The sequence below is a fragment of the Streptomyces sp. NPDC104761 genome (assembly GCF_055583445.1).
Genome location: NZ_JBVJNZ010000001.1, coordinates 930299 through 954549, shown reverse-complemented (window position 1 = coordinate 954549; position 24251 = coordinate 930299). Strand labels below are relative to the sequence as shown.

Here is a 24251-nt window from a genome sequence, read left to right as displayed (position 1 = left end):
CGGCCGACAACCCTTGCGACGGCGGAATTTTCAACGACCGGTCCCCAACCCTCCACCGCTGGGCCCTCTTTACCGGCCGAGCTGCCGGTACAGGTCGGCAGGGTCGCCCGACAGGCCGGCCTTGACCGACCGGGTGAGTTCGTCGCCGAGTACCTCCCAGGCGTCCGACTCGATCCCGTCGAGGGCGGCCGCGGCGATGTCCTCGGGCCTCGCCTTGGCCCCCTCGACGTGGGCCGCCATGTCGGTGTCCACGTAGCCCATGTGCAGGCCGGTCACGCCGATGCCGCGCGGCTGGAGCGCCAGGCGCAGGCTGTTGGTCTGCGACCACAGGGCCGCCTTGGAGGCGCCGTAGGCGCCGCCCTCGGCGATCCACGACAGGACCGAGTGCACGTTCAGGATGTGGCCGCCGCCGTTGCGCTCGATGACCGGGACGAACGCGCGGGCGAGCAGCAGCGGGCCGTAGAAGTTGGTCTCGAACTCCCGGCGGATGTCGTCCAGCGGGGAGGTCAGGAACCGGGTCCCGGTGGCGACCCCGGCGTTGTTGATCAGAACGGTGACGTCCTGCGCCCGCTCGGCGGCCGCCGCCACGGAGGCGGGGTCGGTCACCTCCAGGGCCAGCGCCACGGCATCGGGGTGCGTGACGGTGCGCGGGTCGCGGGCGGTCGCGTAGACCTTGCCGGCCCCGCGCGCGTACAGCTCTTCCACCAGCGCCTTTCCGACGCCCCGGCTGCCGCCGGTGACGAGGACGACGGAGTCCTTGATAGCGGTCATGACACTCACGCTCCAGACTGTGCACAGATGGGAAACCGATCGGTTTCCCACGGTTCCCGGCCATCGTAAACCGATCGGTTTCCATCTTCAATCGCAGGAGGCGCCACCGGGCCGCCGCCTGGACCGGACGCCCTTACGGGCAGGGCGGGTTACTCGATCCAGTTCCTTGCGTCCGACCTCTGGCTCCGGACTCCTACCGGGCGGTATACAGACCCCCGACACACGCGTGCGGGCCGCCCGTCGGGACCGGTTCCGTGCGCGTCCTGGTTCCAGGGGGGATCTCCATGGCGTACGGCATCCCGTCCGACGGTCCGGCAAGACGGCACCGGCGGAGGGCCACCGTGGCGGCGGCGCTGGGCGGCTGCGCCCTGGTGGCCGCGTCCACGACTCCGGCCGCGGCGCACGGCGGCGACCACGGTCCCGGCCACGACCGCGGCACCGGCTACGTGGCGCTCGGCGACTCCTACACCTCGGGACCGGTCATCCCGACGCAGGTCGACGCGAACTGCGCCCGCTCCGACCACAACTACCCCTCGCTGGTGGCGGCGGCCCGGCACGTGAGCGCCTTCAAGGACGTGAGCTGTGCCGGCGCGACCACCGCCGAGATGTGGAAGGCGCAGGGCACCAACGGCCCCCAGCTCGACGCCGTACAGCGCAGCACCGACCTGGTGACCGTCCAGATCGGCGGCAACGACATCGGGTTCAGCTCGATCATCGGCACCTGCGCGGCCCTCAGCTCCAAGGACCTGACGGGCAACCCCTGCCAGCAGTACTACAACTCCTCCGGATACGACCAGCTGGTGCTCGCCATCGCGCAGACCGCGCCCAAGGTCGACAAGGTGCTGCGGGCGATCCGCGCACGGGCCCCGCACGCCCGCATCCTGGTCGTCGGCTACCCCGACCTGCTGCCCGACGACGGCAGCGGCTGCTACCCGACGGTGCCCTTCGCGGCCGGGGACTTCCCCTACCTCCGCGACACCGGCAAGCGGCTGAACCTCATGCTCCGGATGGTGGCCGCCTGGAACGGTGCCCGGTACGCGGACACGTACGGCCCCACCGTCGGCCACGACATGTGCAAGGCGCCCGCCGACCGCTGGATCGAGCCCCTCCAGCCGGCCTCGCCGGCGGCCCCGGCCCACCCCAATGCGAAGGGGGAGGCGGCGATGGCCCAGGCGGTGCTCAACCGGCTGGAGCGGCGTTACTGAGCGCTTCGGCGGGAGTGCCGGTGTGCGCCTTCGGCGGGAGTGCCGGTGTGCGCCGTCCGGCGACTGCGGCGCTGTCGTGGCTGGTCGCGCAGTTCCTCCCCCGGCCTTCGGCCGGGGGTATCCCCAGCGCCCCTACGGGGCGCTGTTCGTCGGCAGTGGCTTGGGCGGGTAGGTGCGCAGGACCAGGGACGTGGTGACGGGGCCGTGGCGGGCCAGGGAGTCCACGACCTCCTCCAGGCGTTCGGCGTGGGTGCAGTGCACGTCGAAGAGCAGGCAGTCCTCGCCGGTCACCCGGAGCGTCGAGACGACCTCCGGGATCCGGGCGGCGAGGGCGAGCGCCTGCGGCAACCGTGCGTGCGTGGTGCGCAGCCGGACCACGGCGTGGATGTTGAGCCCGAGCGCGGCGGGGGCGACGACGGCCAGGTAGCCCGTGATGACACCGCTCTTCTCCAGCCGCTGGATCCGGGCTCCCGCCGCCGGCTGGGAGAGCCCGACCCGCCGGCCGACCTCGGCTCCGGTGAGCCGGCCCTCGGTCTGGAGCAGCTCCAGGATGGCCCGGTCGATGTCGTCGAGTGATTCCATCGTCGTCGTCCCCGCTTTCCTCTGGATCACTTGGAGGGCCGCCCCGTTGCCGTTGGTCCGTCCAGAATCTCCCCTGGAACGGACCCGGGAAGCACCGGGTCACGACGGAAAGGACGGTCGGCCGTGGTCGCGTACGTCATCATCCCCGGGATCGACGGGTCGGACGACGGACACTGGCAGAGCCGGTGGGAGCGGGCGTGGGGCGACGCCGCGGTGCGGACGGCCCCGCGCTCGTGGACGCGGCCCGAGCTGCGGGACTGGGTCGGCGCCGTGCAGGCCGCCTACGACGCCGCCGCGGCACGGGGCGGCCGCGTGGTGCTGGTGGCGCACAGCCTCGGCTGCTGGGCGGCCGCCGAGTGGCTGGTGCGGGCGCGGCCCGGGCGGGTCCCGGCGTTCCTGGCCGCGCCGCCCGATCCCCGGGGACCGGCGTTCCCGGCCGCGGCCGCGCCGACCTTCCTGGGACTGACCGCCCGTCCGCTGAGCGGCCCGGCCCTGGTGGTGGCGAGCGACGACGACCCGTACGGCGATGCCACGGCCTCCGCCGCGCTGGCCGCGGGCTGGGGTGCGCGCAGGCACTCCGCGGGGGCGCACGGGCACCTCAACTCCGCGAGCGGGCTCGGTGACTGGCCGGCCGGCCGGGAGCTCCTGGATTCTCTGGTGGGCCCCTGAGCGGCCCGGCACCTCGACACCCCGGGCCGTACGGCCCCACAGGAGGGACCGGGGAGCGGTTCGCGATAGGTTGACCTGCATGAGCGACAACGTTTATTTCGACATCTCGATCAACAACGAGCCGGCCGGCCGGATCGTGTTCAGCCTGTTCGACAAGGTGGTGCCCGAGACGGCCCGCAACTTCCGCGAGCTCGCCACCGGGCAGCACGGCTTCGGGTACGCCGGTTCCGGCTTCCACCGGATCATCCCCCAGTTCATGCTCCAGGGCGGTGACTTCACCCGCGGTGACGGCACCGGCGGCAAGAGCATCTTCGGCGAGAAGTTCAAGGACGAGAACTTCGAGCTCAAGCACGACCGTCCGTACCTGCTGAGCATGGCCAACGCGGGCCCGAACACCAACGGCTCCCAGTTCTTCGTCACCACCGTCGTGACGTCCTGGCTGGACGGCAAGCACGTGGTCTTCGGCGAGGTCGTCGAGGGCCAGGACATCGTCGACAAGATCGAGAGCTACGGCTCCCAGAGCGGCACCCCCAAGGCCAAGGTCGAGATCACGGCGAGCGGCACCGTCTGATCCCGGACCGGCGTCCTTCCACGGGGGACCGGGCGACCCGCCCGGTCCCCCGTGCCGTCGGTCACCGCGCGCCGCGCTCGCGCCGCGGTTCCGCCTGCGCCGGGGCCCGCCCCGCCGGGGAGCCGTGCGCGGTGAGGTGTTCCAGAACCTCGGCCAACTCCTTGCAGGCCTCCTCGACGGAGCGCCGGGTGTGGTGCTGCTCGGTGATGACGGCCGACAGCAGCAGTGCGGTCAGGGCCAGCGAGCCGTTGAACAGCTGCAGCTTCAGCATCACCTGCACCGGGGAGAGCCGGGCGAAAGCGCCGACGCCGTCCTTCGCGGCGATCGCCGCCATGACCGACGCGAACAGCGCGCCCAGCATGGCCCCCGCCAGCCGGAACCGCAGCGCGGCCCAGATCACCACGGGGTAGACGAGGAACAGCGCGCCCATGGTGCTGTGCGTGGCCACCGTGACCAGCACGACCGTGACGACCGCGAGGGCCAGTGCCTCCTTCCAGCGGGCCGCGGACGGTGGCCGTCGGGCTTCCCACAGCACCAGCAGGACCGGGGTGACGAGCAGTACGCCCATCGCGTCGCCCACCCACCACGCCAGCCAGGTCGACCAGAAGTGGGTCGCGGCGAGCTTGCCGGCCAGGAGCAGCGAGACCACGCCGACGGTCGAGCTGATCAGCATGGCGGCGAGTGCCCCGAGGAACACCAGGGCGACGCCGTCCCGCAGCCGGCCCAGGTCGGTACGGAATCCGACCCGGCGCAGCATCACGCAGGCGCAGACCGGCCCCGCCGTGTTGCCGGCCATGATGCCCATGACGTCGGGCCCGGGCGGGCCGAGCGACAGCACGAGGAAGAAGGCGCCGAGCGAGATGCCCGGCCAGCAGCCCAGGCCGAGGACCAGCAGACAGGCCAGGGCCACGCCGGTCGCCGGATAGACGGGGGTGAGAACGGCACCCTGGACGGTGAGCCGGCACAGCAGGCCGAGCCGTCCCGCCGCGACGTAGCAGGCGGCGACGGCCAGCGTCCGGAGGGCGAAGGCGGCCGGCCGGCGCAGCTCCTGGTAACCCACCACACCAGCCATCACACACCGAGGCGGCCGTCTCGGCGAGGCGGGAGCCGTCCGCGGCCGGCCCGGCGCGGGCGCGCCGGTGGCCAAAGGCTACGGCGTGCCGTCGTCCGGGTCGTCGTGGCCCATGACCAGCACGGCCGCGTCGTCCTCGTGGCCCACCCGCTCCGCGCCCTTGATCACGGCGGCGGCCAGGGACTGCGCCTGGAGGCCGGCGACGGCGGCGATGCCCGCGAGCCGCACCACCTGGTCGAGCCCCTCCTCGACGGGCATCGAAGGCCCCTCCACCACCCCGTCCGTGAGCAGCACGACCATGCCTCCGGTGGTGAGCCGGTGGCGGGACACGGGGTACTCGGTGCCCGGTTCGATGCCGAGCGGCGGGCCGCCCTCGTCCTCCCCGAGGCCGGACTTTCCGTCGGCGGTCGCCCACACGAACGGGACGTGGCCGGCCCGGGCGCTCTCCAGCACCCCGGTCTCCGGGTCGAGCCGCATGAAGGTGCAGGTCGCGAAGAGGTCGCTGCCCAGGGACACCAGGAGGTCGTTGGTGCGGGCGAGCAGCTCGCCGGGCCCGCCGGTCACCGTGGCGAGCGCCCGCAGGGCCGCCCGGACCTGGCCCATGAACGCGGCCGCCTCGATGTTGTGCCCCTGGACGTCGCCGATGGACAGGCCGATGTGGCCGTCGGGCAGGGTGAAGGCGTCGTACCAGTCGCCGCCCACGTTGAGCCCGAAGCAGGCGGGCGCGTACCGGACGGCCAGGTGGAAGCGGGGGGTGTCGGGCAGGTCCCGGGGCAGCATGCCGCGCTGGAGGGCGACGGCCAGCTCGACCTGAGAGCGCTGGTACTCGGCCCGCTCGCGTGTCTGGGCGGTGAGCGACCTCAGTCTGGCCAGCAGCTCGTCGTCCGTTGCGCGCTTGCGGGGCATGGATCTCTCCGGCCGGGGATTCATCCCTACCAGGGCAAACCCGGAGGTTTTTGCCTTTACAGGATCATAGTGCGAACGGCGGGCGAGCGGACGCCGCCGGCGGCGACGGCCTGGCACGGCCGCCTCGCCGCCGCCGGACGGATCGGTTCACCCCTCGCGCATGCCGTCCGGGCGGCGGGACGCGCGCAGCGTGCCGACCCTCTTGAGCAGCCGGTCCGCCGGGTCGCGCAGCCGGGGGTGGGCGAGGACGGTGTTGCGGAGCCCGCGGACCGGCCGGCGCCACAGGCGGTGCGCAGCGGCCACCGGATGGGCGCGGGTGGCGAAGCCCTCGCCCACCCGCAGTTCGCGGGTCTTGAGCCAGTCCTTGTACTCCTTGTCGCCGCGCCCGAGGTCGACGAGGGTGACACCGCCACGGGCCGCCGCCTCGGCGGTGCGCAGATGCATCATCAGCCCCGGTGAGTAGTAGTGCAGTTCGGGGTCGTAGGCGGTGAACCAGGCGGCGAGTACGGTGGCCGAGCGCGGGCCGAAGTGCGCGGCCACCGGGCGGTCGCCGGCGTAGAGCACGGAGAGCACTCCGGTGAAGTGTTCCTCGCGGACGTGGAAGAGGTGGTCCACCAGGTCGACGATCCAGGGGCGGGCGAAGCGGTCCATGCGGCCGGTCCGCCGGTACTGGGCGGACTTCCAGCGCATCAGGGTGCGCAGCGCCGCGGGGTCGCGTTCGTCGGGCTCGAAGCGCAGGTCGCCGATGTCGCGGCCGAGGCGCCGCTCCTTCTTCAGCGTGGTCTTCGCCAGGCCCGGGTAGGTGGCGCGCAGCCACTCGGGGTAGCCGCCGTCGCCGGGCTTCACGTCGATCACCGGCGAGGCGAAGGTGCCGGTCACGTGAGGGGCGAAAGGTCCCTGCTCGGCGACCAGGTGGTCGAACTCGAAGATGGACATCCCGCAGGCGCTCAGCAGTTCCTGGGTGTCCCAGCCGATGCCGGGCCGGTGCACCAGCGCCTGGCAGTCGGAGAGGCCGAGGCCGACGGCCCGGCCGACGCCGAGGGCGTTGCGCTCGTACGGGAGGAAGCCGACGGGTTCGCCGCCCTCGCGCAGGACCGCCACCCGTACACCGGCCCGGTGTCTGCCGACGCCGATCGTGAACTCCGGGGCCAGAAAGGGGTTGGCGTACTCCGGCGACTCGTCCATCGCGTGGTGCCAGGCCCGGCGGAGCGGCTCGGTCAGCTCGCCGGGTCTGTGGATCGTGATGTCCACCTCAGATCAACCGCCCCTCGGCCGACGAGGTGTGTGAAGCATGACTGCACTGGCCTGTGGATCGCATGGGCGACCGCTCCCCCCATAACGCGTATTCCGCGTTCCGCCGCTTCTACGAACAGCTCCTGTTCCCCGCTGTACACCTTCGGTCCGGGACCGGCGACGGGATCGCCGGTCCGGAGGTGTCGCTCAAACGTCGCGAAACAGTACGCACGCTGTCAAGAGTGCCACTGCCGGGGCGGGTTGGGGGTGGGTGACTCGGACTTTCCCGGCCCTTTCCCTCAGGTCGCGGCCGGATCGCCGGCGTCTACGGCCGAGCCGTGCGGCGAGTCTTTCCTATAGGATTTATAACCCCTTCATCGCGCGAGGTCCATCACCAATCCCATCACCCCAGATGGAAACGGTTCTTGTCGAAGACCTTGACGCACGCACCGCCCTGCCTCACGATCACCGCATCGATTTCCTATCTGATTCTGCGGGGGTGGGCGATGCAGTTCCCGACCAGATCCGTGCTGTCCGGGGCTCTCGCGGCGACACTGCTCGCTGCCGGGACCGCGGCCTGCACCTACCGCAACGCACCCGCCCCGGCCGCCGGGCAGGCCTCGGCGGCCGGACGCACCGGCGGCGGCGCCGACCTGGCCGACGGGTCGGGGACCAGGGTGGCCCTCGTGCCCGGCGGCGCGCACCCGTACTTCCAGCCGTGGAAGACGGCGGGGGCCGCCGCGAAGAAGACCTACGGACTCGGCGACGTCACCTTCGACGAGACGGCGGAGTGGGACCAGCAGAAGCAGAACAACCTGCTGTCCACGCTGGCGGCCCGCGGCTACAACGCCTTCGGGGTGTTCGGGGTCTCCCCCACCGACATCAACACGACCTTCGCCGACCTCAGGTCGCAGGGCTTCCCGGTGGCGTCCCTCGGCTCCTGTCCGGCCGGCGACAGGGACGAGGCCGACTTCTGCCTCTCCACGGATGTCGGACTCGCCGCCTACAAGGCCGCGAAGGCCGCCATCACGGCCATGGGCGGGAAGGGCACGCTGGTCCATCTGACCGGCAACAACGTCGACGCCAACACCCAGTTGCGGATCAAGGGCGTGGCCCGTGCCGTCAAGGAGTCCGGCGGCAGGGTGAAGCTCCTGCAGACCGTCACCGACATCGACACGGACCTGCAGACCGCGCAGAAGGCGGTGTCCGACCTCATGGCGGCCAAGGGCGGCCAGATCACGGGCATCGTCGCCACCGCCTACAACCCGGCCGTCGCCGCCGCCGACGCCGTGAAGTCGTCCGGCTCGAAGGCGAAGGTCATCGCCATCGACGACGACGCCAAGATCCTCAGCGGCATCCGGCAGGGCACGGTCACGGCGACCGTCGTGCAGAACCCCACCGGCCAGGCCGAGATCGGCACCTGGGCGCTTGCGCTGCTCCAGACCAAACAGTGCACCATGCGCGACCCCGGCGTGGAGGTCGACTCGGGATCGTTCGTCGTCACCAGGGCGAACGTCGCCGACTACGACGAGGCACGGCAGGAGAAGACCCGGCAGCTGAAGACGGCGTTCGCCGACACCTACCTCTCGTGCGGCTGACCGCCTCGAAGGACCCCGAAGAGTCCTGCGTACCCGAAGAAGAGCCCTGAGAGCCCGACAGAGAACGGACATCGATGAGCATCATCACGACCGCGACCGCCCGGCTGGTCGACATCGCCGTCGAGACCGACCGCACCGACGCGGTGCAGTCCTTCGTCAAACAGGAGACGGTCCTGGTCGATCTGACGACGGCGGACGGTCTCGCGGGCACCGGCTACGCGTACACGATCGGCACCGGCGGCACCTCCGTCCTGGCCCTGCTGCGGGACCACCTGCTGCCCGCCCTCGTCGGGCAGGACGCCCGCAACGTCGAGGCGCTGTGGCAACGGCTGTTCGCCCTGACCCGGGCCACCACCACCGGCGCCATCACCTCACTCGCCCTCGCCGCCGTCGACACCGCCCTGTGGGACACGCGCTGCAAGCGGGCCGGGGAACCGCTGTGGCGGCTGGCCGGCGGACACCGCCGGGAGGTGCCGGTCTACGACACCGAGGGCGGCTGGCTCCACCTGAGCACCGAGGACCTGGTCAAGGGCGCCCTGCGGGCCCAGGAGGCGGGCTGGGCCGGCGTCAAGATCAAGGTGGGCAGGCCGCATCCCGCCGAGGACGCCGAACGGCTGCGCGCCGTACGCGAGGCGGTCGGTCCCACGCTGCACGTCATGACCGACGCCAACCAGTCCCAGACGGCCTCCTCGGTGCTCCGGCTCGCGGCCGCGCTGGAGCCGTACGACCCGTACTGGCTGGAGGAGCCGCTGCCCGCGGACGACATCAGCGGCCACGCCCGGCTCGCGCGGGCGACCCGGATCCCGGTGGCGGTCGGCGAGTCGATGTACTCGCTCATGCAGTTCCGCGGCTACCTGGAGACGGGTGCCGCGTCCGTCGTCCAGGTCGACGCGGCCCGGATCGGCGGTATCACCCCGTGGCTGAAGGTCGCGCACCTCGCCGAGAGCCACAACGTGGCGGTGTGCCCGCACTTCCTGATGGAGCTGCACGTCAGCCTCGCCGCCGCGGTGCCCAACGGCAGCTTCGTCGAGTACATCCCGCAACTGCGTGCCGTCACCCGGACCGAACTGGCCATCCGCGACGGCCTGGCCGTGGCCCCGGACGAGCCGGGCATCGGCATCGACTGGGACCCGGACGCGCTCGACGACCGGAGGGTGGCATGACGACCTCCGTCAGTCCCCCGGACACCGTCCCCGAGGAGAGGACCGCCGGTCACCGGATGCCGTTCTGGGTCAACCAGCGGCTCGGTCTGCTGGTCCTGGTGATCGCGCTGAGCGTCCTGTTCGGCGCGCTGCGGCCCGCCTTCCTCGACCAGCGTCTGGTGCTCTTCCCGCTGCTGCGGGACGTGGCCACGCTGACCGTGGTGGCGCTGGCCCAGCTGGTCGCCCTCTCCGTGGGCCACATGAACCTCGCGGTCGGCCGGATGGCGGCCTTCGGCGCCATGTTCGCGGGCCTCGGCTACGACAAGCTCCATCTGCCCATGCAGCTCGGCCTGTTGCTGTGCCTGGCCGCGGGCGCGGCGGTCGGCGCGGCCACCGGCTGGCTGATCGCCCGCACCGGGGTGAGCTCCTTCGTCGTCACACTGGCGATGGACTTCGCCCTGCTGGGCCTGGTCTCCCTCATGTACTCGGGCCTCACCGAGGACGCCGCCTTCACCAGCCGCCCGGACGGCATCGACGCCCTGCGGTCCTTTTCGCTGGCCGACATCTGCGTGGGCCCGGTCTGCGGCTCGCCGGCCGTCCCGCAGCTGGCCCAGTTCACCGTGCTCGCCATGCTCGGCCTCGGCTTCCTGTACGGCTGCACCCGGATCGGCAGGGAGCTGCTCCTGACGGGGGCGAACCCGGCCGCCGCCGAGTTGTCCGGCGTCCCCACCGGACGCCGTGTCGTGCTCGCGCACACCCTGTCCGGGCTGCTCGCGGCGCTCGCCGGGTTCATGGCCGCGGCCGGCACGGGCACGTTCCGCGCCTCCATCGGCGACGACTTCATGCTGCCGTCCTTCCTCGGCGCGGTGCTCGGCGGCACCCTGCTCACCGGCGGGGTGGTGTCCGTGCTCGGCACGCTCCTCGGCACCGCCCTGGTGAGCGTGATCCGCAAGGGGCTCGACCTGCTCGGCGTCGGCCTGGAAAGCCTGAACATCTACCTCGGCTGCATCCTGCTGCTGGCCCTGTCCGCCGACCGGATCCGCACCGTGGTGTCCTATCGCAAGGTGGTGCGCTCCACATGAGCCACATGAACACGGTCCGCGACCGGCAGAGCCGGACCGCCGCGGCGCTGCACCGGTTCTCGCGTACGACGACGGCCATGCTGCTGCTGGTCGTCGTGGCGGGGGCGGTGGCGCTGGAGGTGGCGTCGTCGGGCTCCTTCTTCGAGGGGCCCTCGGTGCGGGTCTTCCTCCAGTACCTGGCCACGCCCGTCCTCATCGGCCTCGCCCAGATGGTGGCGCTCTGCGTGGGCCAGCTCAATCTCGCGGTCGGCGCCCTGGGCGGTTTCACCGCCTGCCTGACGGGCGTCCTGATGGCCGACCACGGGGTGCCCGCCCCGGTGGCCGTGCTCGTGGGGCTGCTGACGGCGACCGCAGCCGGCCTGGTGACCGGTGTCGTCATCGTGGCCACGCAGATCAACGGCTTCATCGTCACCCTCGCCACGATGACGATCCTCCTGGGCGCGCAGTACCGGCTCGTCGGCACCCGGACCGTCGACGGCTACTCGTCCACGCTGCGTGACCTGGGCACGGCGGCACCGCTGGACGTCCCGCTCGTCTTCGTCACGGCGATCGCGGCGGCGGTCCTGCTGGGCGCGTTCATGTACCGCACGGTCGCGGGCAGGCGGCTGCTCGCCGCGGGCGGCAACCCGCTGGCCGCACGGTTGTCTGGCATCTCCACCGACCGGCAGGTCGTGGCCGCGCACACCCTGTCCGGGCTGCTGGTCGGGGTGGCCGCGGTGACGGCTGCCGCCTCGCTGCCCGGCGTGAACCGCAGCGTCGGCGGCGACTGGCTGCTGCCGAGCTTCGCGGCGCCGATCATCGGCGGGGTCGCGCTCACCGGCGGTTCCATCGCGGTGTTCGGAACCGTACTCGCGGCCTTCGTGACCCGGCTCATCGACGCGGCCCGCGCCCAGTTCTCGCTCGACCCGAGCTGGGTGAACCTGCTGATCGGCCTGGTCGTCCTCGGCACGGTCGCCGGCGGGCACCTGCACCAGACGCGGCTGGCGAAGGCCGCCACGACGCCGTCACCCCAGCCGGGAGGCGTCCGATGAGCACGGTCCTCCTCGAATGCCGCGACCTGGTGAAGGTCTTCCCCGGGGTCCGCGCCCTGGACGGCGTGGGGCTGCGGCTGACCGCCGGCAGTGTGCACGCGCTCCTCGGCGAGAACGGCGCCGGCAAGTCCACCCTGATCAAGGTCCTCACCGGGGTGCACTCCCCCGACGGCGGCACCCTCACCTGGTGCGGTGAACCGGTCCGGCTGCGCTCGCCCCTCGAGGCGGCCCGGACCGGCATCGGCGTCGTCCACCAGGAACGCAACCTCGTCCCGGGCTTCTCGGTGGCCGAGAACATCACCCTGCAGAAGCCGCCCGCGCGCCGGGGACTGGTCGACTACGCGGCCATGACCGAACCTGCCGTCGCCTGCCTCAAGGAGCTGGGCGTCGACCTCGACCCGGCCCGTCCGGTGCGCGAACTGTCCGTCGCACAGCAGCAGTTGGTGGAGATCGCCAAGGCCCTGTACACCGAGAGCCGGGTGCTGCTCCTGGACGAGCCCACCGCGTCGCTCTCCCCCGAGGAGACGGACCGGCTGTTCGAGGCGGTCCGGCGGCTCGCCGGACGCGGCGCCTGTGTCGTCTTCGTCAGCCACAAGCTGGAGGAGGTCTTCGCCCTCTGCGACACCGTCACCGTGTTGCGGGACGGACAGTCGGTGCTGGAGTCCGCGCCGCTGGCCGACCACTCGCACGACGACGTCGTGAGCCTGATGGTGGGCCGTGCCCACACGGCCGCCGAGCCGCGGCCGCGCACGGTCGACCGGTCCGCGGCGCCGGTCCTGGAGCTGGACGGGGTCGCCACGGCCTGCGGGCACCGGGACATCAGTCTGGCGGTGCGCCCCGGGGAGATCGTCGGCCTGTACGGGCTGGTCGGCGCCGGGCGCAGCGAACTGGTCAAGGCGGTGCTCGGCCTGGACCGCATCACCGCGGGCGAGGTCCGGGTGCACGGCAGGCCGGCCAGGATCGGCTCGCCCCGCCAGGCCCTGCACGAGTTCGGCATCGGGTACGTGACCGAGAACCGCAAGGAGGAGGGCGTCTTCCTGGACCAGCCGATCGTCCGCAACATCACGGTGACGGTGTGGAAGCGGCTGGCCGGGGCGCTCGGGTTCGTCCCGGCGGGCGAGGAGCGCGCCGTCGCCCAGGACCTCGTCGACCGGCTCGGCATCCGGATCACCGGGCTCGCGCAGAACGCCGGTGAACTCTCCGGCGGCAACCAGCAGAAGGTCAGCCTCGCCAAGTGGCTGGCCGCCGACACCCGGTTGCTGGTCGTGGACGAGCCGACGGTCGGTGTCGACGTCCGTACCAAGCGCGCCTTCCACGAACTCATCCGGGACCTGGCCGACGGCGGGCTGCCCCTCCTGCTGATCAGCAGCGACCTCGCGGAGATGGTCACCCTCGCCGACCGGGTCGTCGTCATGACCGACCACCGCGTCCGCGGCGAGGTCGACAACGACCGGGACTACGACCGGATGAGCGGCCGGATCATCCGCCTGATCCACGACCGCGACGCGGTGCGCTCATGAGGCGGGTCGCGCAGGTCATCGCCGTACGCCCGGAAAGGCTCGACGAGTACCGGGAGTTGCACCGTGCGGTGCCGGAGCCGGTCCTGGAGCGGCTCCGGCGCTGCCACATCGCCAACTACTCGATCCATCTGCTCGGCGACCGGCTGTTCGCCTACTTCGAGTACCACGGCGACGACCTGACGGCCGATCTCGCGCTGATGGCCGCGGACGAGGCGACCCAGGAGTGGTGGCGGCGCACCGCGCCCTTCCAGGAGCCGGTTCCGCAGGCGGCCCCGGGCGAGTGGTGGGCCACCGCTGAACAGGTGTTCCTCATGGAGTAGCCGGCCCCGCGACGCCGCCGCGGCCGTCGTCCCCGCCGCGGTCCTCGCCGCCGCCGTCCCCGCCGTCGTCCTGGAGCTGGCGTGCCATGCTGCGGGTGAGGTGGTCGGTCATCGCCTCGGCCGCCCGCTCGGGGTTGCGGCGGAGCACGGCCCGGACGATCCGCTCGTGCTCGGCGACGGTCGGGCCGCCGGCGCCGGCGACGTCGCCGAGACGGAAGATGTGCAGGTGCGCGTGGAGGCGTCGCACGGCATCCGCGAGGAGCGGCCGGTGCGCGGCCTGTCCGATCGCCTCGTGGAAGCGCTGGTCGAGGGCGGCGAAGTCGCGGTAGGACGCGTACCGTCCGTTGGGGCTGGGCTGCTCCTGCATCTCCTCCACGATCCTTTCCAGACCGTCGAGTTGGTCCTCGGTGGCGTTGGCCGCGGCCAGGGCGGCGGCCCGCGGTTCCAGAAGCAGCCGCATCTCGAAGAGTTCCGCGAGGCCCTGACGGGTCAGCAGCTCCGTGGCCCGGTACCCGGACAGGGCGCGCTTGACCACGAGGCCGTCGGACTCCAGCCGGGCCAGTGCCTCCCGGACCGGGGTGGGCGAGACGCCGAGGGTGCGGGAGAGGGCGTCGATGCCGACGCGGGCGCCGGGGGCGATCTCGTGGTCCATGACCATCGCCTTGATGCTCTCGTACACGCTGTCCGACAGCGCCTGCCGGACGGGGGGCGGCTCGCCGGGTCCGTCGCCGTCGCCCGGGACCCCGGCCGCGGAAGAGCTGTGCGGCGGCATCCCGGCTCCTCCTTCTCAAGGCCTGCGTGTCGCCCACAGTTTACCGGTGCTACCGGGCCGGGCGGCGCGGAAGTCCTGATCAGCGGGCCGTCGCCGCGAAAGCGCGCCGGCGGGAGCGTTCCGCGCCGCTCTCGCGGAACGCTCCCGTCGGATCGCACTGGCGTGCTATGACCGGTGTCATGGAGACCGTGGCGGCCGAGCCCGTAACCCCGTCCACCCCGCGCCCCGTCCGGGTGCCGACGATGGTGCAGGGGTGGCACCGGCTGACCTTCCTGCACTGGCCGGTCGCGCCGGAGAAGGTGGCGGGGCTGCTGCCCGCCGGCACCCGGCCGGACACCCTGGACGGGGTCACCTACGTCGGGCTCGTCCCGTTCCTGATGCGGGGCACGGGCTTCGGGCCGGGGCCGGGACTGCCGTACCTGGGCACCTTCTGCGAGACGAACGTACGGCTGTACTCGGTGGACGGGCAGGGCCGGCGCGCGGTGGTGTTCAGGTCGCTGGACGCGACCCGGCTGCTCCCGGTGCTGGTGGGCCGGCTGGGGTTCCGGCTGCCGTACGTCTGGTCCGCGATGCGGCTCCGCCGCGAGGGCGATGTGATCACCTACACCTGCCGACGGCGGCGCCCTGCGGCCGCGAGCCGGGCGGTCGTGCGGATCGGGGCGCCGGTCGGCGAGCCGTCGCCGCTGGAGCACTTCCTGACCGCGCGCTGGGGGCTGCACGTGACCTGGCACGGCCGCACCGCGCACCTGCCGAACGAGCACGCGCCCTGGCCGCTGCACCGGGCGGAACTCCTGGATCTGGACGACGAGTTGGTGGAGGCCGCGGGCCTGCCCGCGATGGCCGGGCCGCCGGTCAGCGTGCTCTGGTCGCCCGGCGTGAGGGTGCGGTTCGGGACGCTGGAACTACTCCGTCCTGCCGGGTAAAGAAATCGTATGGTCTAGTCCAAAGTGAGCTTTGGTCCAGTCCAATTCATTGACGTGACCGCGACACCTCCGGAAGCTGGGACCCACCCCACCTCCCCCCGGCCCCCTGGAGGCACCAGTGAGACCCCTTCGCGCATGCCTGGGCGCGGCGGCCGCCGTGACCCTCGCCGCCGCCGGCACCACCGCACTCGTCGCGAGCAACGCCTCGGGCGCGACCAGTGCGCTGAGCAACCGGTGGTACGCGGCCGCCCCCTACCTGATGCCGCTGGACAACAACCCGCCGGACGCGGCCGCCATCATGGACGCCACCGGCCTCAAGGCCTTCCAGCTGGCGTTCGTCCTCGCCCCCAACGGCGGCGGCTGCTCGCCCACCTGGGGTGGCACCGCGGCGGTCTCCTCGGACACCGCCGTTCAGTCGGTGATCAACACGATCCGCGCCAAGGGCGGCGACGTCTCCGTCTCCATCGGCGGCTACGGCGGCACCAAGCTGGGGCAGGCCTGCGCGGACGCGGCCTCCACCGCGGCGGCCTACCAGCAGGTCGTCACCAAGTACGGGCTGCACGCGATCGACTTCGACCTTGAGGAGCCGGAGTACGAGAACACCGCGGCGATCAGGAACGAGATCGGCGCCGCGAAGATCCTCCAGCAGAACAACCCGGGCCTGTACGTGTCGGTGACGACGCCCGGCACGGCGGACGGCACCGGCTGGTTCGGCAAGCAGATGCTGCTGGAGGCGAAGTCCCAGGGGTTCACGCCGAACAACTTCTCCATCATGCCGTTCGACGGCGGGTTCAGCGGGGCGGCCTCACAGACCAGCGCGCTCACCAACTTCAACTCGATCCTGCAGTCCACCTTCGGCTGGGACCAGGCGACCGCCTACGCCCACGAGGGCTTCTCCGGAATGAACGGCCGCAGCGACACCGGCGAGTACTTCACCCAGGCCGACTTCCAGACCGTGCTCGACTACGCGACGAGCCACAACATGGACCGGTTCACGTTCTGGTCCCTGAACCGCGACCGCCAGTGCAGTCCGGTCGACAACAACGGCACCACCTCAGGTACCTGCTCCAGCGTGGCGCAGGCCGACTGGGACTTCGCCAAGTACTCGGTGAAGTTCGCCGGGGTCACCCCGCCGACCACCACGCCCACGCCGACCCCGACCCCGACACCCACGCCCACCTCGTGCAAGACCGCCTGGAGTGCGACGGCGGTGTACACGGTCGGGAACGAGGTCTCGTACAACAGCCACAACTGGAAGGCCAAGTGGTGGACCCAGAACGAGGTGCCCGGCGCCTCGGAGTGGGGCCCCTGGCAGGACGAGGGCGCCTGCTGAACCTCTTGACGGGACTGGTCCGGACCTTTAGCTTCACGGGTCATCGGCGGTTATGGATGCGTCCGGAGTTCACGAATATGAACCCCTGTGATCTCCGGACCCACCACCTGACGAAAGGACCCCCCACATGAACCGTTCCCGGCTGCTCGCGGCACCCACCGCCGCGGGCCTCGCCCTCGCCCTCACCGTCCTGTTCGGCGGCAGCGCGGACGCGGCCGACCCGAGCAAGGCGCCCGGCGGCAACTTCGACCTGTCCATATGGCAGCTCCAGGAGCCGGTGGGCTCCCCCGGCTCGCCGGCCACCATCCCCTCGTCCCGGCTGCAGGGCGCCAACGGCTACCAGGACGCGTACTTCTACACCGACACCCGCGACGGGGCGATGACCTTCTGGGCGCCCGAGAAGGGCGTCACCACCCCGAACTCCAACTACGCCCGCTCAGAACTGCGCGAGATGAACCGGGACGGCAGCGCCGCCAACTGGTCACTGAGCGGCAGCCACAAGATGAGCGCGACGCTGCGGGTGGTCTCGGTGACCAAGAACGTCTGCGTGGGCCAGATCCACCTCGGCACCGGCGGCCCCTCCACCAAGCCGCTGCTCGAGCTGTACTACCACTCCAACGGCGACATCGTCCTCGGCACCGAGAACTCCCCGGACGGCGGCCAGACCACGCACAGCGTGGGCCACGTGTCGATCGGCAAGACCTGGACGTACGCCATCGCGGTCTCCGGCGGGAACACCATCGACCTGACGGTCAACGGCACCACGACCCACTACGCCATCCCGTCCTCCTTCAACCAGTACAAGCAGTACTTCAAGGCGGGCTCGTACAACCAGTCGTCCTCCGACAGCACGACCAACGGCGCCCGGGTCGCGTTCTACGGCCTGACCGTCAAACACGGCTGAGTCCGCCCGGCACACACAGCCGTCAGAACCTCCACCCTGGATTCAAAATTTGATGCCGGCATCTGTGTTCATTTTTCAGAGCCAGCGTGTAGGGTTTCGGTCATGGACGCCATGTCACTGCCGGCGAATCAGAACTGCTCGATCGCACGCACGCTGACCGTACTGGGGCAGAAGTGGAACCTTCTGCTGCTTCGCGAGGCCTTCCTGGGGCGCACCCGCTTCGCGGAGTTCCAGCGGATCGGCATCCCGAACGCGACCCTCGGCCAGCGCCTGAACGACCTCACGTGCGCGGGGCTCATGGAGCGTGTGACGTACCAGGAGGAAGGCGAACGCAGCCGTGAGGAGTACCTCCTCACGGAGGCCGGCCGCGACGTGCTGCCGGTTCTGGCGGCCCTCAGCGCGTGGGGGGACCGACACCGCCCGCAGGAGACAGGACAGGGCGTCCTCTACGCGACCGACGGGGAGCGGCCGGTTCACCTCGAGTTCCGCGACGATCACGGTGAGCCGGTCGACCAGGACACCGTCTCGATCATCCGGGGGCCGGCCTACTACGCCGCCCTCGCCGCCGCCGGCCGGTCGTCCGAACGTGCCCGCGCCGACGACCATGCCCGTTAGGAAACGCACCATGCCTGCCCACAGTCCGCTCGCCTACGACGTCTTCGTCGCCGACCCGATCGCGCAGAACGTCTCCGATCTGGTCCCCAACGGGGATCGGCGGATGTTCTCGCCCCTGTCGGTCACGCTCCTCCATGGAGAACAGGACGCCGTCCTGGTCGACCCGCCACTGACCTCCGCCCAGGCCGAGGCGGTGGGGGACTGGGTCGAAGCCACCGGCAAGAACCTGACCCACATTTTCGCCACCCACGGTCACGGTGACCACTGGTTCACCGCGGGCGTCCTGGCGGAGCGTTTCGGCGCACAGGTCGTCGCCTCCGCGGGCACGATCGCGGAGATGCGCCGCAACGTCTCCCTCCGCCCGCACTTCTGGGACAAGCTCTTCCCCGGACAGATTCCGGACGCCCACGTCACCGCCGTCGCCGTGCCCGGCAACCGGCTGACCCTCGAAGGGCACGACCTGATCATCGTGGAGGTGGGCCACAGCGACACCGACGAAACGAGCGTGCTGCACGTCCCCGACCTCGAACTCGTCGTGGCCGGAGACGTCATCTACAACGGTGTGCATCAGTACCTCGCCGAATCCCGGGACGGCGGCCGCGACGCCTGGCGCGAGGCCATCTCCCTCGTCGAAGGCCTGCGGCCGCGCCGGATCGTGACCGGTCACAAGAACAAGGAACTCGACGACGACGCCGCCCGCGCGATCGCCGAGACGCGGCTCTACCTCGACACCACCGACGAACTCCTCGGCAAGCACGAAGACGCGCTCGGCTTCTTCCACGCCATGCTGGAACGCTTCCCCGAACGCCTGAACCCGGGCGCCCTCTGGGGCGGAGCCGTCGCGCTGTACGCGTGACACACCGGCCGGGAAATTCACCCTTCCGGGGGGTGATTACGACGCAAGTGGTACATCTCGCGGGACGGTCGTAGCGTCGAAGGGAAGACGTACGGCGGAACGGGCGGGAGCGACCATGCGCAGACCAGTGGTGGGAACGGCGATGGGACTCGGAGCGGCCCTGCTGCTCACGGCGGGCATGACGACGGCCTCCGCCACGCCGCCGACAGCGCCCGCGGGGCGGGCCTCGGTCCAGCACCCGGTGCTCGTCGACTGCCTCTGGCACCAGCGGTACCGGCCGGCCGACTTCATCCTGGCCTGCGGGGACGGCAACAGCGTCCTCACCGGCATGCGCTGGACCCAGTGGAACGACACGACGGCGGTCGCCCAGGGCGTGAACCTGGTGAACGACTGCAAGCCGTACTGCGCGGCCGGGAAGTTCCACAAGTACCCGGTGACCGTACGGCTCGACCGCCCGACGGCCTGGACGAAGCACCCGAACGTACAGCACTTCACACGGCTGAACCTGACCTACTCCGGTGCGAAGCCGGAAGGATACGCGCAGGTCATGAAGTACGCCATGTGGAACTGAGCGAGGCCGTCACCCGGCTGCGCGGCATGCGGGGCCACGCCGTGCGCCGGGCGGGCGACGTAGCGGCCACGGCTGCCGCGGCCCGGGGACGGGGAGGCGTCATGTTGGTGTGACCGGTACGCCGGAGCCTTGCGCTCCCGTCGAAAGAGGTCACATGCCCCGATTCCCTCGCCGGGCCGTCGTCGCCCCGGCCGTGGTCGCGATCGGCCTGCTCGCGGCGGTTCCGGCCGCGAGCGACGAGCCGGTCCTCTCCCGCCCGCACACCGTCGCCCATTTCGATCTGGCCCAGGGGCAGACGCCCGAGAGCGTCGTCGCCGAGCAGGGCGGCTCGGTCGACATGTCCTTCGCGTTCGCCCGGCAGGTCGTCAAGGTCACCCGGGAGCGCCGGGTCCGGGTCCTGGCCACCCTGCCCGACGAGAGCCATCCCCGCACGCCCCTGGTGAGCAGCCCGGTCACGCACGGCCTGGCCCGCGCCCACGACGGCACGCTGTACGTCAACTACGCCACCGGCACGAGCAGGACCGGCGTCTGGCGGATCCCGGCGGGCGGCGGCTCGCCCGAGCAGATCGCCCAGCTGCCCGCGGACGGCCTGCCCAACGGTCTGGCGCTCGACGAGCGGCACGGCGTGCTCTACGCCGCCGACTCGGTGCTGGGCACGGTGTGGCGCATCCCGCAGTCGGGGGGCACGCCCACCGCCTGGGCCACCGGTGCCGAACTCTCCGGACTCCCGTCGGCCACCGGCTTCGGCGCCAACGGGGTCAAGGTGCACAAGGACGCGGTGTGGGTCACCAACACCGACCGGGGCACGCTGCTGCGCATCCCGGTCGGCGTGGACGGCTCGGCCGGCCCCACCGAGACGAGGGCGACCGGCCTCACCGGAGTCGACGACTTCGTCTTCCCCGGGCACTCGGACCTCGTGCTCGTCGCCCTGAGTCCGTCCAACGAGGTCGCGCTGGTCGCCCCGGACGGCAGCCACACCGGCGTCCTGACGGTGCAGGAGGGGCTCTCCAACCCGACCTCGCTGGCGGTCCGCGGCCGGGACGTGTTCGTGGCGAGCGCCGCCTACTTCACCCAGCGCGACCCCAACCTGCTCAAGGCCCTGCTGGGCGCGCACTTCTCCCGCTCGTAGCCGTGGAGGGCCGGGCGGACCCGGCCCTCCCCCTCCCCTCGCAGGTCCGGCCTCAGGCGATCTCGACCAGCAGGTCGCCGCCCTCCACCTGCTGGATGCGGTTGATGGCGAGCCGCGAGACCCGGCCGGCCTTCGGGGCGGTGATGGTGGCCTCCATCTTCATCGCCTCGATGGTGGCCACGGTCGCGCCGGCCTCGACCTCCGCGCCCTCCTCCACCGCGAGGGTGACGACACCGGCGAACGGGGCCGCGACATGGCCGGGGTTGGAGCGGTCGGCCTTCTCGGTGACCGGGACGTCGGAGGCCGCCGCCCGGTCGCGGATCTGGATCGGCCGCAGCTGCCCGTTGAGGCTCGACATCACCGTGCGCATGCCGCGCTCGTCGGCCTCGCCGACCGCCTGCAGCTCGATGAGCAGCCGGACGCCGGGCTCCAGGTCGACCGCGTACTCCTTGCCCGGGCGCAGGCCGTAGAAGAAGTCCTTGCTGTCGAGGACGCTGGTGTCGCCGTAGGTCTGGCGGTGGGTCTCGAACTCGCGGGTGGGGGCCGGGAACAGCAGCCGGTTGAGGGTGGTGCGGGGTTCCTTGGCCAGGCCCTCGCGGTCCTCGGCGGTCAGCTCGGGCGCCGGCTTCGCGGCGGCGCGGCCCTGGAGGGCCTTGGTGCGGAACGGCTCGGGCCAGCCACCGGGCGGGGTGCCCAGCTCGCCGCGGAGGAAGCCGATGACCGAGTCGGGGATGTCGAACTTGTCGGGGGTGGCCTCGAAGTCCTCGGGCCGTACCCCGGCGCCGACCAGGTGCAGGGCGAGGTCGCCGACCACCTTGGAGGACGGGGTGACCTTGACCAGCCGGCCGAGGATGCGGTCGGCCGCCTCGTACATGGCCTCGATGTCCTCGAAGCGGTCGCCGAGGCCGAGCGCGACGGCCTGGGTGCGCAGGTTGGAGAGCTGGCCGCCGGGGATCTCGTGGTGGTAGACGCGGCCGGTCGGCGAGGCGAGGCCGGCCTCGAAGGGGGCGTAGACCTTGCGGACGCTCTCCCAGTACGGCTCCAGGTCCTCGATCGCCCGCAGGTCGAGCCCAGTGGGACGCTCCGAGTAGTCGGTCGCGGCCACGATCGCCGAGAGGGACGGCTGCGAGGTCGTACCGGCCATGGAGGCCACCGCGCCGTCCACCGCGTCCGCGCCCGCCTGGATCGCGGCCAGGTAGGTGGCCAGCTGGCCGCCCGCGGTGTCGTGGGTGTGCAGGTGGACCGGGAGGTCGAACTCGCTGCGCAGCGCCGAGACCAGCTTGGCCGCGGCCGGGGCACGCAGCAGGCCGGCCATGTCCTTGACGGCGAGGACGTGCGCGCCCGCCTCGACGATCTGCTCGGCGAGGCGCAGGTAGTAGTCGAGGGTGTAGAGGCGCTCGTCGGGGTTGGAGAGGTCGGCGGTGTAGCAGAGGGCGACCTCGGCGACCGCGGTGCCCGTCTCGCGTACGGCCTGGATGGCGGGGCGCATCTGGTTGACGTCGTTGAGGGCGTCGAAGATGCGGAAGATGTCGATGCCGGTGGCGGCGGCCTCCTGCACGAAGGCGTCGGTCACCTCGGTCGGGTACGGGGTGTAGCCCACGGTGTTGCGGCCGCGCAGCAGCATCTGCAGGCAGATGTTGGGGACGGCCTCGCGCAGGGCGGCCAGCCGCTCCCAGGGGTCCTCGGCGAGGAAGCGGAGCGCGACGTCGTAGGTGGCGCCGCCCCAGCACTCCAGGGAGAGCAGTTCGGGCAGGGTGCGGGCGACTACCGGGGCGACGGCGAGGAGGTCCTTGGTGCGCACGCGGGTGGCGAGCAGCGACTGGTGGGCGTCGCGGAAGGTGGTGTCGGTGATGCCGATGGTGGGCGACTCGCGCAGCCAGCGGGCGAAGCCCTCCGGGCCGGCCTCGACCAGGCGCTGCCGCGAACCGGCCGGCGGCTCGCCGGCGGGCAGCGGGGGCAGTTTGGTGGTCGACTCGATCAGGTGGGGGCGCTCGCCGTGCGGCTTGTTGACGGTGACGTCGGCCAGGTAGGTGAGCAGCTTGGTGCCGCGGTCGGCGGAGGAGCGGGCGGTGAGCAGGTGCGGGCGCTGCTCGATGAACGAGGTGGTGATCCGGCCCGCCTGGAAGTCCGGGTCGTCCAGGACGGCCTGGAGGAACGGGATGTTGGTGGCGACACCACGGATGCGGAACTCGGCGACGGCACGCCGGGCGCGGCCGATGGCGGCCTTGAAGTCCCGGCCCCGGCAGGTGAGCTTGACCAGCATGGAGTCGAAGTGGGCGCTGATCTCCGTACCGGCGTGGGTGGTGCCACCGTCGAGCCGGATGCCGGAGCCGCCCGGGGAGCGGTAGGCGCTGATGCGGCCGGTGTCGGGGCGGAAGCCGTTGGCGGGGTCCTCGGTGGTGATGCGGCACTGGAGGGCGGCGCCGTGCAGCTTCACCGTCTCCTGGGAGAGGCCGAGGTCGGCCAGGGTCTCGCCGGAGGCGATGCGCATCTGGGCCTGGACCAGGTCGACGTCGGTGACCTCCTCGGTGACCGTGTGCTCGACCTGGATGCGGGGGTTCATCTCGATGAAGACGTGGTTGCCGTCGCGGTCGAGGAGGAACTCGACGGTGCCGGCGTTGCGGTAACCGATCTCGCGGGCGAAGCGGACGGCGTCGGCGCAGATGCGGTCGCGCAGCTCGGGGTCGAGGTTGGGCGCGGGAGCCAGCTCGATGACCTTCTGGTGGCGGCGCTGGAGCGAGCAGTCGCGCTCGAAGAGGTGGATGACGTTGCCCTCGCCGTCGGCGAGGATCTGCACCTCGATGTGGCGGGGGTCGACGACGGCCTTCTCCAGGAAGACGGTCGGGTCGCCGAAGGCGGAGGCCGCCTCCCGGGAGGCCTGTTCGATGGACTCGCGCAGCGCGGCCGGGTCCTCGACCCGGCGCATACCACGGCCACCGCCGCCGGCGACGGCCTTGACGAAGACCGGGAAGCCGATCTCGTCGGCCGCGCGGACCAGTTCGTCGATGTCGTTGGAGGGCTGGGAGGAGCCGAGCACCGGTACGCCGGCCGCGCGGGCGGCGGCGACCGCGCGGGCCTTGTTGCCCGTCAGTTCCAGCGTCTGGGCGCTGGGCCCGACGAAGGTGATGCCCGCCTCCTCGCAGGCGCGGGCGAGTTCGGGGTTCTCGGAGAGGAAGCCGTAGCCGGGGTAGACGGCGTCGGCCCCGGCCCGCCGGGCGGCGGCCACGATCTCCTCGACGGAGAGGTAGGCCCGTACCGGATGTCCGGGTTCCCCGATCTCGTAGGCCTCGTCGGCCTTCATCCGGTGCAGCGAGTTGCGGTCCTCGTAGGGGAAGACGGCGACCGTGCGCGCACCCAGCTCGTAGCCCGCGCGGAACGCGCGGATGGCGATCTCTCCACGGTTGGCGACCAGCACCTTGCGGAACATCCCTGGATCCCTTCAGCCT

Annotated in this window: 23 protein-coding genes; 16 read left to right on the top strand and 7 right to left on the bottom strand. The window is 71.7% G+C overall.

Going from position 1 to position 24251, the window contains the following annotated elements; all coding sequences use genetic code 11:
* Positions 1-69 precede the first annotated feature (69 nt).
* Positions 70-771 carry an SDR family oxidoreductase gene (locus ACZ63F_RS04355; RefSeq protein WP_469708534.1) on the bottom strand — a complete coding sequence of 234 codons (702 nt, stop codon included), beginning with the start codon at positions 769-771 and terminating at the stop codon, positions 70-72.
* Positions 772-1055: 284 nt separating this feature from the next.
* Between ACZ63F_RS04355 and ACZ63F_RS04350 the strand changes: the two genes are divergently transcribed.
* On the top strand, positions 1056-1976 hold the full coding sequence (locus ACZ63F_RS04350; RefSeq protein ID WP_469708532.1) for an SGNH/GDSL hydrolase family protein: 921 nt from the start codon (positions 1056-1058) through the stop codon (positions 1974-1976).
* A 132-nt stretch (positions 1977-2108) separates the two neighbouring features.
* Here ACZ63F_RS04350 and ACZ63F_RS04345 read toward each other — a convergent pair whose 3' ends face one another.
* Positions 2109-2558 (bottom strand): Lrp/AsnC family transcriptional regulator, encoded by a 450-nt coding sequence (locus ACZ63F_RS04345; protein ID WP_469708529.1) that lies wholly within the window; start codon positions 2556-2558, stop codon positions 2109-2111.
* A 123-nt stretch (positions 2559-2681) separates the two neighbouring features.
* On the opposite strand from ACZ63F_RS04345, the gene ACZ63F_RS04340 reads away from it, so the two are divergent.
* On the top strand, positions 2682-3227 hold the full coding sequence (locus tag ACZ63F_RS04340; RefSeq protein ID WP_469708527.1) for an RBBP9/YdeN family alpha/beta hydrolase: 546 nt from the start codon (positions 2682-2684) through the stop codon (positions 3225-3227).
* Between the two features lie 79 nt (positions 3228-3306).
* A complete protein-coding gene (locus ACZ63F_RS04335) occupies positions 3307-3798 on the top strand; it encodes a peptidylprolyl isomerase (protein WP_469708526.1) in 492 nt (163 codons plus the stop codon).
* Between the two features lie 61 nt (positions 3799-3859).
* Here ACZ63F_RS04335 and ACZ63F_RS04330 read toward each other — a convergent pair whose 3' ends face one another.
* From ACZ63F_RS04330 to ACZ63F_RS04320, 3 genes are all read right to left on the bottom strand, one after another.
* Positions 3860-4870, bottom strand: a complete 1011-nt coding sequence (locus ACZ63F_RS04330; RefSeq protein ID WP_469708525.1) for an MASE1 domain-containing protein — start codon at positions 4868-4870, stop codon at positions 3860-3862.
* 78 nt (positions 4871-4948) lie between these two features.
* Positions 4949-5776 (bottom strand): PP2C family protein-serine/threonine phosphatase, encoded by an 828-nt coding sequence (locus tag ACZ63F_RS04325; RefSeq protein ID WP_469708523.1) that lies wholly within the window; start codon positions 5774-5776, stop codon positions 4949-4951.
* Between the two features lie 147 nt (positions 5777-5923).
* Positions 5924-7027 (bottom strand): GNAT family N-acetyltransferase, encoded by a 1104-nt coding sequence (locus tag ACZ63F_RS04320; protein ID WP_469708522.1) that lies wholly within the window; start codon positions 7025-7027, stop codon positions 5924-5926.
* A 488-nt stretch (positions 7028-7515) separates the two neighbouring features.
* On the opposite strand from ACZ63F_RS04320, the gene ACZ63F_RS04315 reads away from it, so the two are divergent.
* The 6 genes from ACZ63F_RS04315 (at position 7516) to ACZ63F_RS04290 (ending at position 13702) form a co-directional block, all read left to right on the top strand.
* Complete coding sequence (locus tag ACZ63F_RS04315; protein WP_469708520.1) at positions 7516-8607, top strand: sugar ABC transporter substrate-binding protein; 1092 nt, start codon at positions 7516-7518, stop codon at positions 8605-8607.
* 74 nt (positions 8608-8681) lie between these two features.
* Positions 8682-9770 carry a mandelate racemase/muconate lactonizing enzyme family protein gene (locus ACZ63F_RS04310; RefSeq protein ID WP_469708518.1) on the top strand — a complete coding sequence of 363 codons (1089 nt, stop codon included), beginning with the start codon at positions 8682-8684 and terminating at the stop codon, positions 9768-9770.
* Entirely contained in the window at positions 9767-10831 is a 1065-nt protein-coding gene (locus ACZ63F_RS04305; RefSeq protein ID WP_469708517.1) for an ABC transporter permease, read from the top strand. Before ACZ63F_RS04310 ends, ACZ63F_RS04305 begins: the two co-directional genes overlap by 4 nt.
* Before the next feature lie 5 nt (positions 10832-10836).
* Complete coding sequence (locus ACZ63F_RS04300) at positions 10837-11862, top strand: ABC transporter permease (protein WP_469709325.1); 1026 nt, start codon at positions 10837-10839, stop codon at positions 11860-11862.
* Entirely contained in the window at positions 11859-13382 is a 1524-nt protein-coding gene (locus tag ACZ63F_RS04295; protein WP_469708515.1) for a sugar ABC transporter ATP-binding protein, read from the top strand. Before ACZ63F_RS04300 ends, ACZ63F_RS04295 begins: the two co-directional genes overlap by 4 nt.
* Entirely contained in the window at positions 13379-13702 is a 324-nt protein-coding gene (locus tag ACZ63F_RS04290) for an L-rhamnose mutarotase (RefSeq protein WP_469708513.1), read from the top strand. The genes ACZ63F_RS04295 and ACZ63F_RS04290 overlap by 4 nt, the downstream gene beginning before the upstream one ends.
* Here ACZ63F_RS04290 and ACZ63F_RS04285 read toward each other — a convergent pair.
* Positions 13692-14474, bottom strand: coding sequence for a GntR family transcriptional regulator (locus ACZ63F_RS04285; RefSeq protein ID WP_469708511.1), 783 nt, complete (start codon positions 14472-14474; stop codon positions 13692-13694). The two genes, ACZ63F_RS04290 and ACZ63F_RS04285, sit on opposite strands and share 11 nt — an antisense overlap.
* 179 nt (positions 14475-14653) lie before the next feature.
* Between ACZ63F_RS04285 and ACZ63F_RS04280 the strand changes: the two genes are divergently transcribed.
* The 7 genes from ACZ63F_RS04280 (at position 14654) to ACZ63F_RS04250 (ending at position 20805) form a co-directional block, all read left to right on the top strand.
* Positions 14654-15397, top strand: coding sequence for a YqjF family protein (locus tag ACZ63F_RS04280; RefSeq protein WP_469708509.1), 744 nt, complete (start codon positions 14654-14656; stop codon positions 15395-15397).
* A gap of 118 nt (positions 15398-15515) precedes the next feature.
* Entirely contained in the window at positions 15516-16730 is a 1215-nt protein-coding gene (locus tag ACZ63F_RS04275) for a carbohydrate-binding protein (RefSeq protein ID WP_469708508.1), read from the top strand.
* A gap of 127 nt (positions 16731-16857) precedes the next feature.
* Complete coding sequence (locus tag ACZ63F_RS04270) at positions 16858-17634, top strand: polysaccharide lyase family 7 protein (protein WP_469708506.1); 777 nt, start codon at positions 16858-16860, stop codon at positions 17632-17634.
* A 102-nt stretch (positions 17635-17736) separates the two neighbouring features.
* Positions 17737-18249: a winged helix-turn-helix transcriptional regulator gene (locus ACZ63F_RS04265; RefSeq protein WP_469708504.1), complete on the top strand. Its 513-nt coding sequence runs from the start codon at positions 17737-17739 to the stop codon at positions 18247-18249.
* A gap of 10 nt (positions 18250-18259) precedes the next feature.
* Entirely contained in the window at positions 18260-19105 is an 846-nt protein-coding gene (locus ACZ63F_RS04260) for an MBL fold metallo-hydrolase (protein WP_469708501.1), read from the top strand.
* Between the two features lie 115 nt (positions 19106-19220).
* Entirely contained in the window at positions 19221-19676 is a 456-nt protein-coding gene (locus tag ACZ63F_RS04255; RefSeq protein ID WP_469708500.1) for a hypothetical protein, read from the top strand.
* 154 nt (positions 19677-19830) lie between these two features.
* Entirely contained in the window at positions 19831-20805 is a 975-nt protein-coding gene (locus ACZ63F_RS04250) for an SMP-30/gluconolactonase/LRE family protein (protein ID WP_469708498.1), read from the top strand.
* A 52-nt stretch (positions 20806-20857) separates the two neighbouring features.
* Here ACZ63F_RS04250 and ACZ63F_RS04245 read toward each other — a convergent pair whose 3' ends face one another.
* The gene (locus tag ACZ63F_RS04245; protein ID WP_469708497.1) at positions 20858-24232 is read right to left on the bottom strand and encodes a pyruvate carboxylase; all 3375 of its coding nucleotides are present in this window, start codon (positions 24230-24232) and stop codon (positions 20858-20860) included.
* Between the last annotated feature and the right edge of the window lie 19 nt (positions 24233-24251).

Excerpts from the sequence above, each read along its gene's own strand:
- ACZ63F_RS04355 (WP_469708534.1), bottom strand. The coding sequence starts at position 771 with ATGACCGCTATCAAGGACTCCGTCGTCCTCGTCACCGGCGGCAGCCGG.
- ACZ63F_RS04350 (WP_469708532.1), top strand. The coding sequence starts at position 1,056 with ATGGCGTACGGCATCCCGTCCGACGGTCCGGCAAGACGGCACCGGCGG.
- ACZ63F_RS04345 (WP_469708529.1), bottom strand. The coding sequence starts at position 2,558 with ATGGAATCACTCGACGACATCGACCGGGCCATCCTGGAGCTGCTCCAG.
- ACZ63F_RS04335 (WP_469708526.1), top strand. The coding sequence starts at position 3,307 with ATGAGCGACAACGTTTATTTCGACATCTCGATCAACAACGAGCCGGCC.
- ACZ63F_RS04330 (WP_469708525.1), bottom strand. The coding sequence starts at position 4,870 with ATGGCTGGTGTGGTGGGTTACCAGGAGCTGCGCCGGCCGGCCGCCTTC.
- ACZ63F_RS04325 (WP_469708523.1), bottom strand. The coding sequence starts at position 5,776 with ATGCCCCGCAAGCGCGCAACGGACGACGAGCTGCTGGCCAGACTGAGG.
- ACZ63F_RS04315 (WP_469708520.1), top strand. The coding sequence starts at position 7,516 with ATGCAGTTCCCGACCAGATCCGTGCTGTCCGGGGCTCTCGCGGCGACA.
- ACZ63F_RS04310 (WP_469708518.1), top strand. The coding sequence starts at position 8,682 with ATGAGCATCATCACGACCGCGACCGCCCGGCTGGTCGACATCGCCGTC.
- ACZ63F_RS04305 (WP_469708517.1), top strand. The coding sequence starts at position 9,767 with ATGACGACCTCCGTCAGTCCCCCGGACACCGTCCCCGAGGAGAGGACC.
- ACZ63F_RS04300 (WP_469709325.1), top strand. The coding sequence starts at position 10,837 with ATGAACACGGTCCGCGACCGGCAGAGCCGGACCGCCGCGGCGCTGCAC.
- ACZ63F_RS04295 (WP_469708515.1), top strand. The coding sequence starts at position 11,859 with ATGAGCACGGTCCTCCTCGAATGCCGCGACCTGGTGAAGGTCTTCCCC.
- ACZ63F_RS04290 (WP_469708513.1), top strand. The coding sequence starts at position 13,379 with ATGAGGCGGGTCGCGCAGGTCATCGCCGTACGCCCGGAAAGGCTCGAC.
- ACZ63F_RS04285 (WP_469708511.1), bottom strand. The coding sequence starts at position 14,474 with ATGCCGCCGCACAGCTCTTCCGCGGCCGGGGTCCCGGGCGACGGCGAC.
- ACZ63F_RS04280 (WP_469708509.1), top strand. The coding sequence starts at position 14,654 with ATGGAGACCGTGGCGGCCGAGCCCGTAACCCCGTCCACCCCGCGCCCC.
- ACZ63F_RS04270 (WP_469708506.1), top strand. The coding sequence starts at position 16,858 with ATGAACCGTTCCCGGCTGCTCGCGGCACCCACCGCCGCGGGCCTCGCC.
- ACZ63F_RS04265 (WP_469708504.1), top strand. The coding sequence starts at position 17,737 with ATGGACGCCATGTCACTGCCGGCGAATCAGAACTGCTCGATCGCACGC.
- ACZ63F_RS04260 (WP_469708501.1), top strand. The coding sequence starts at position 18,260 with ATGCCTGCCCACAGTCCGCTCGCCTACGACGTCTTCGTCGCCGACCCG.
- ACZ63F_RS04255 (WP_469708500.1), top strand. The coding sequence starts at position 19,221 with ATGCGCAGACCAGTGGTGGGAACGGCGATGGGACTCGGAGCGGCCCTG.
- ACZ63F_RS04250 (WP_469708498.1), top strand. The coding sequence starts at position 19,831 with ATGCCCCGATTCCCTCGCCGGGCCGTCGTCGCCCCGGCCGTGGTCGCG.
- ACZ63F_RS04245 (WP_469708497.1), bottom strand. The coding sequence starts at position 24,232 with ATGTTCCGCAAGGTGCTGGTCGCCAACCGTGGAGAGATCGCCATCCGC.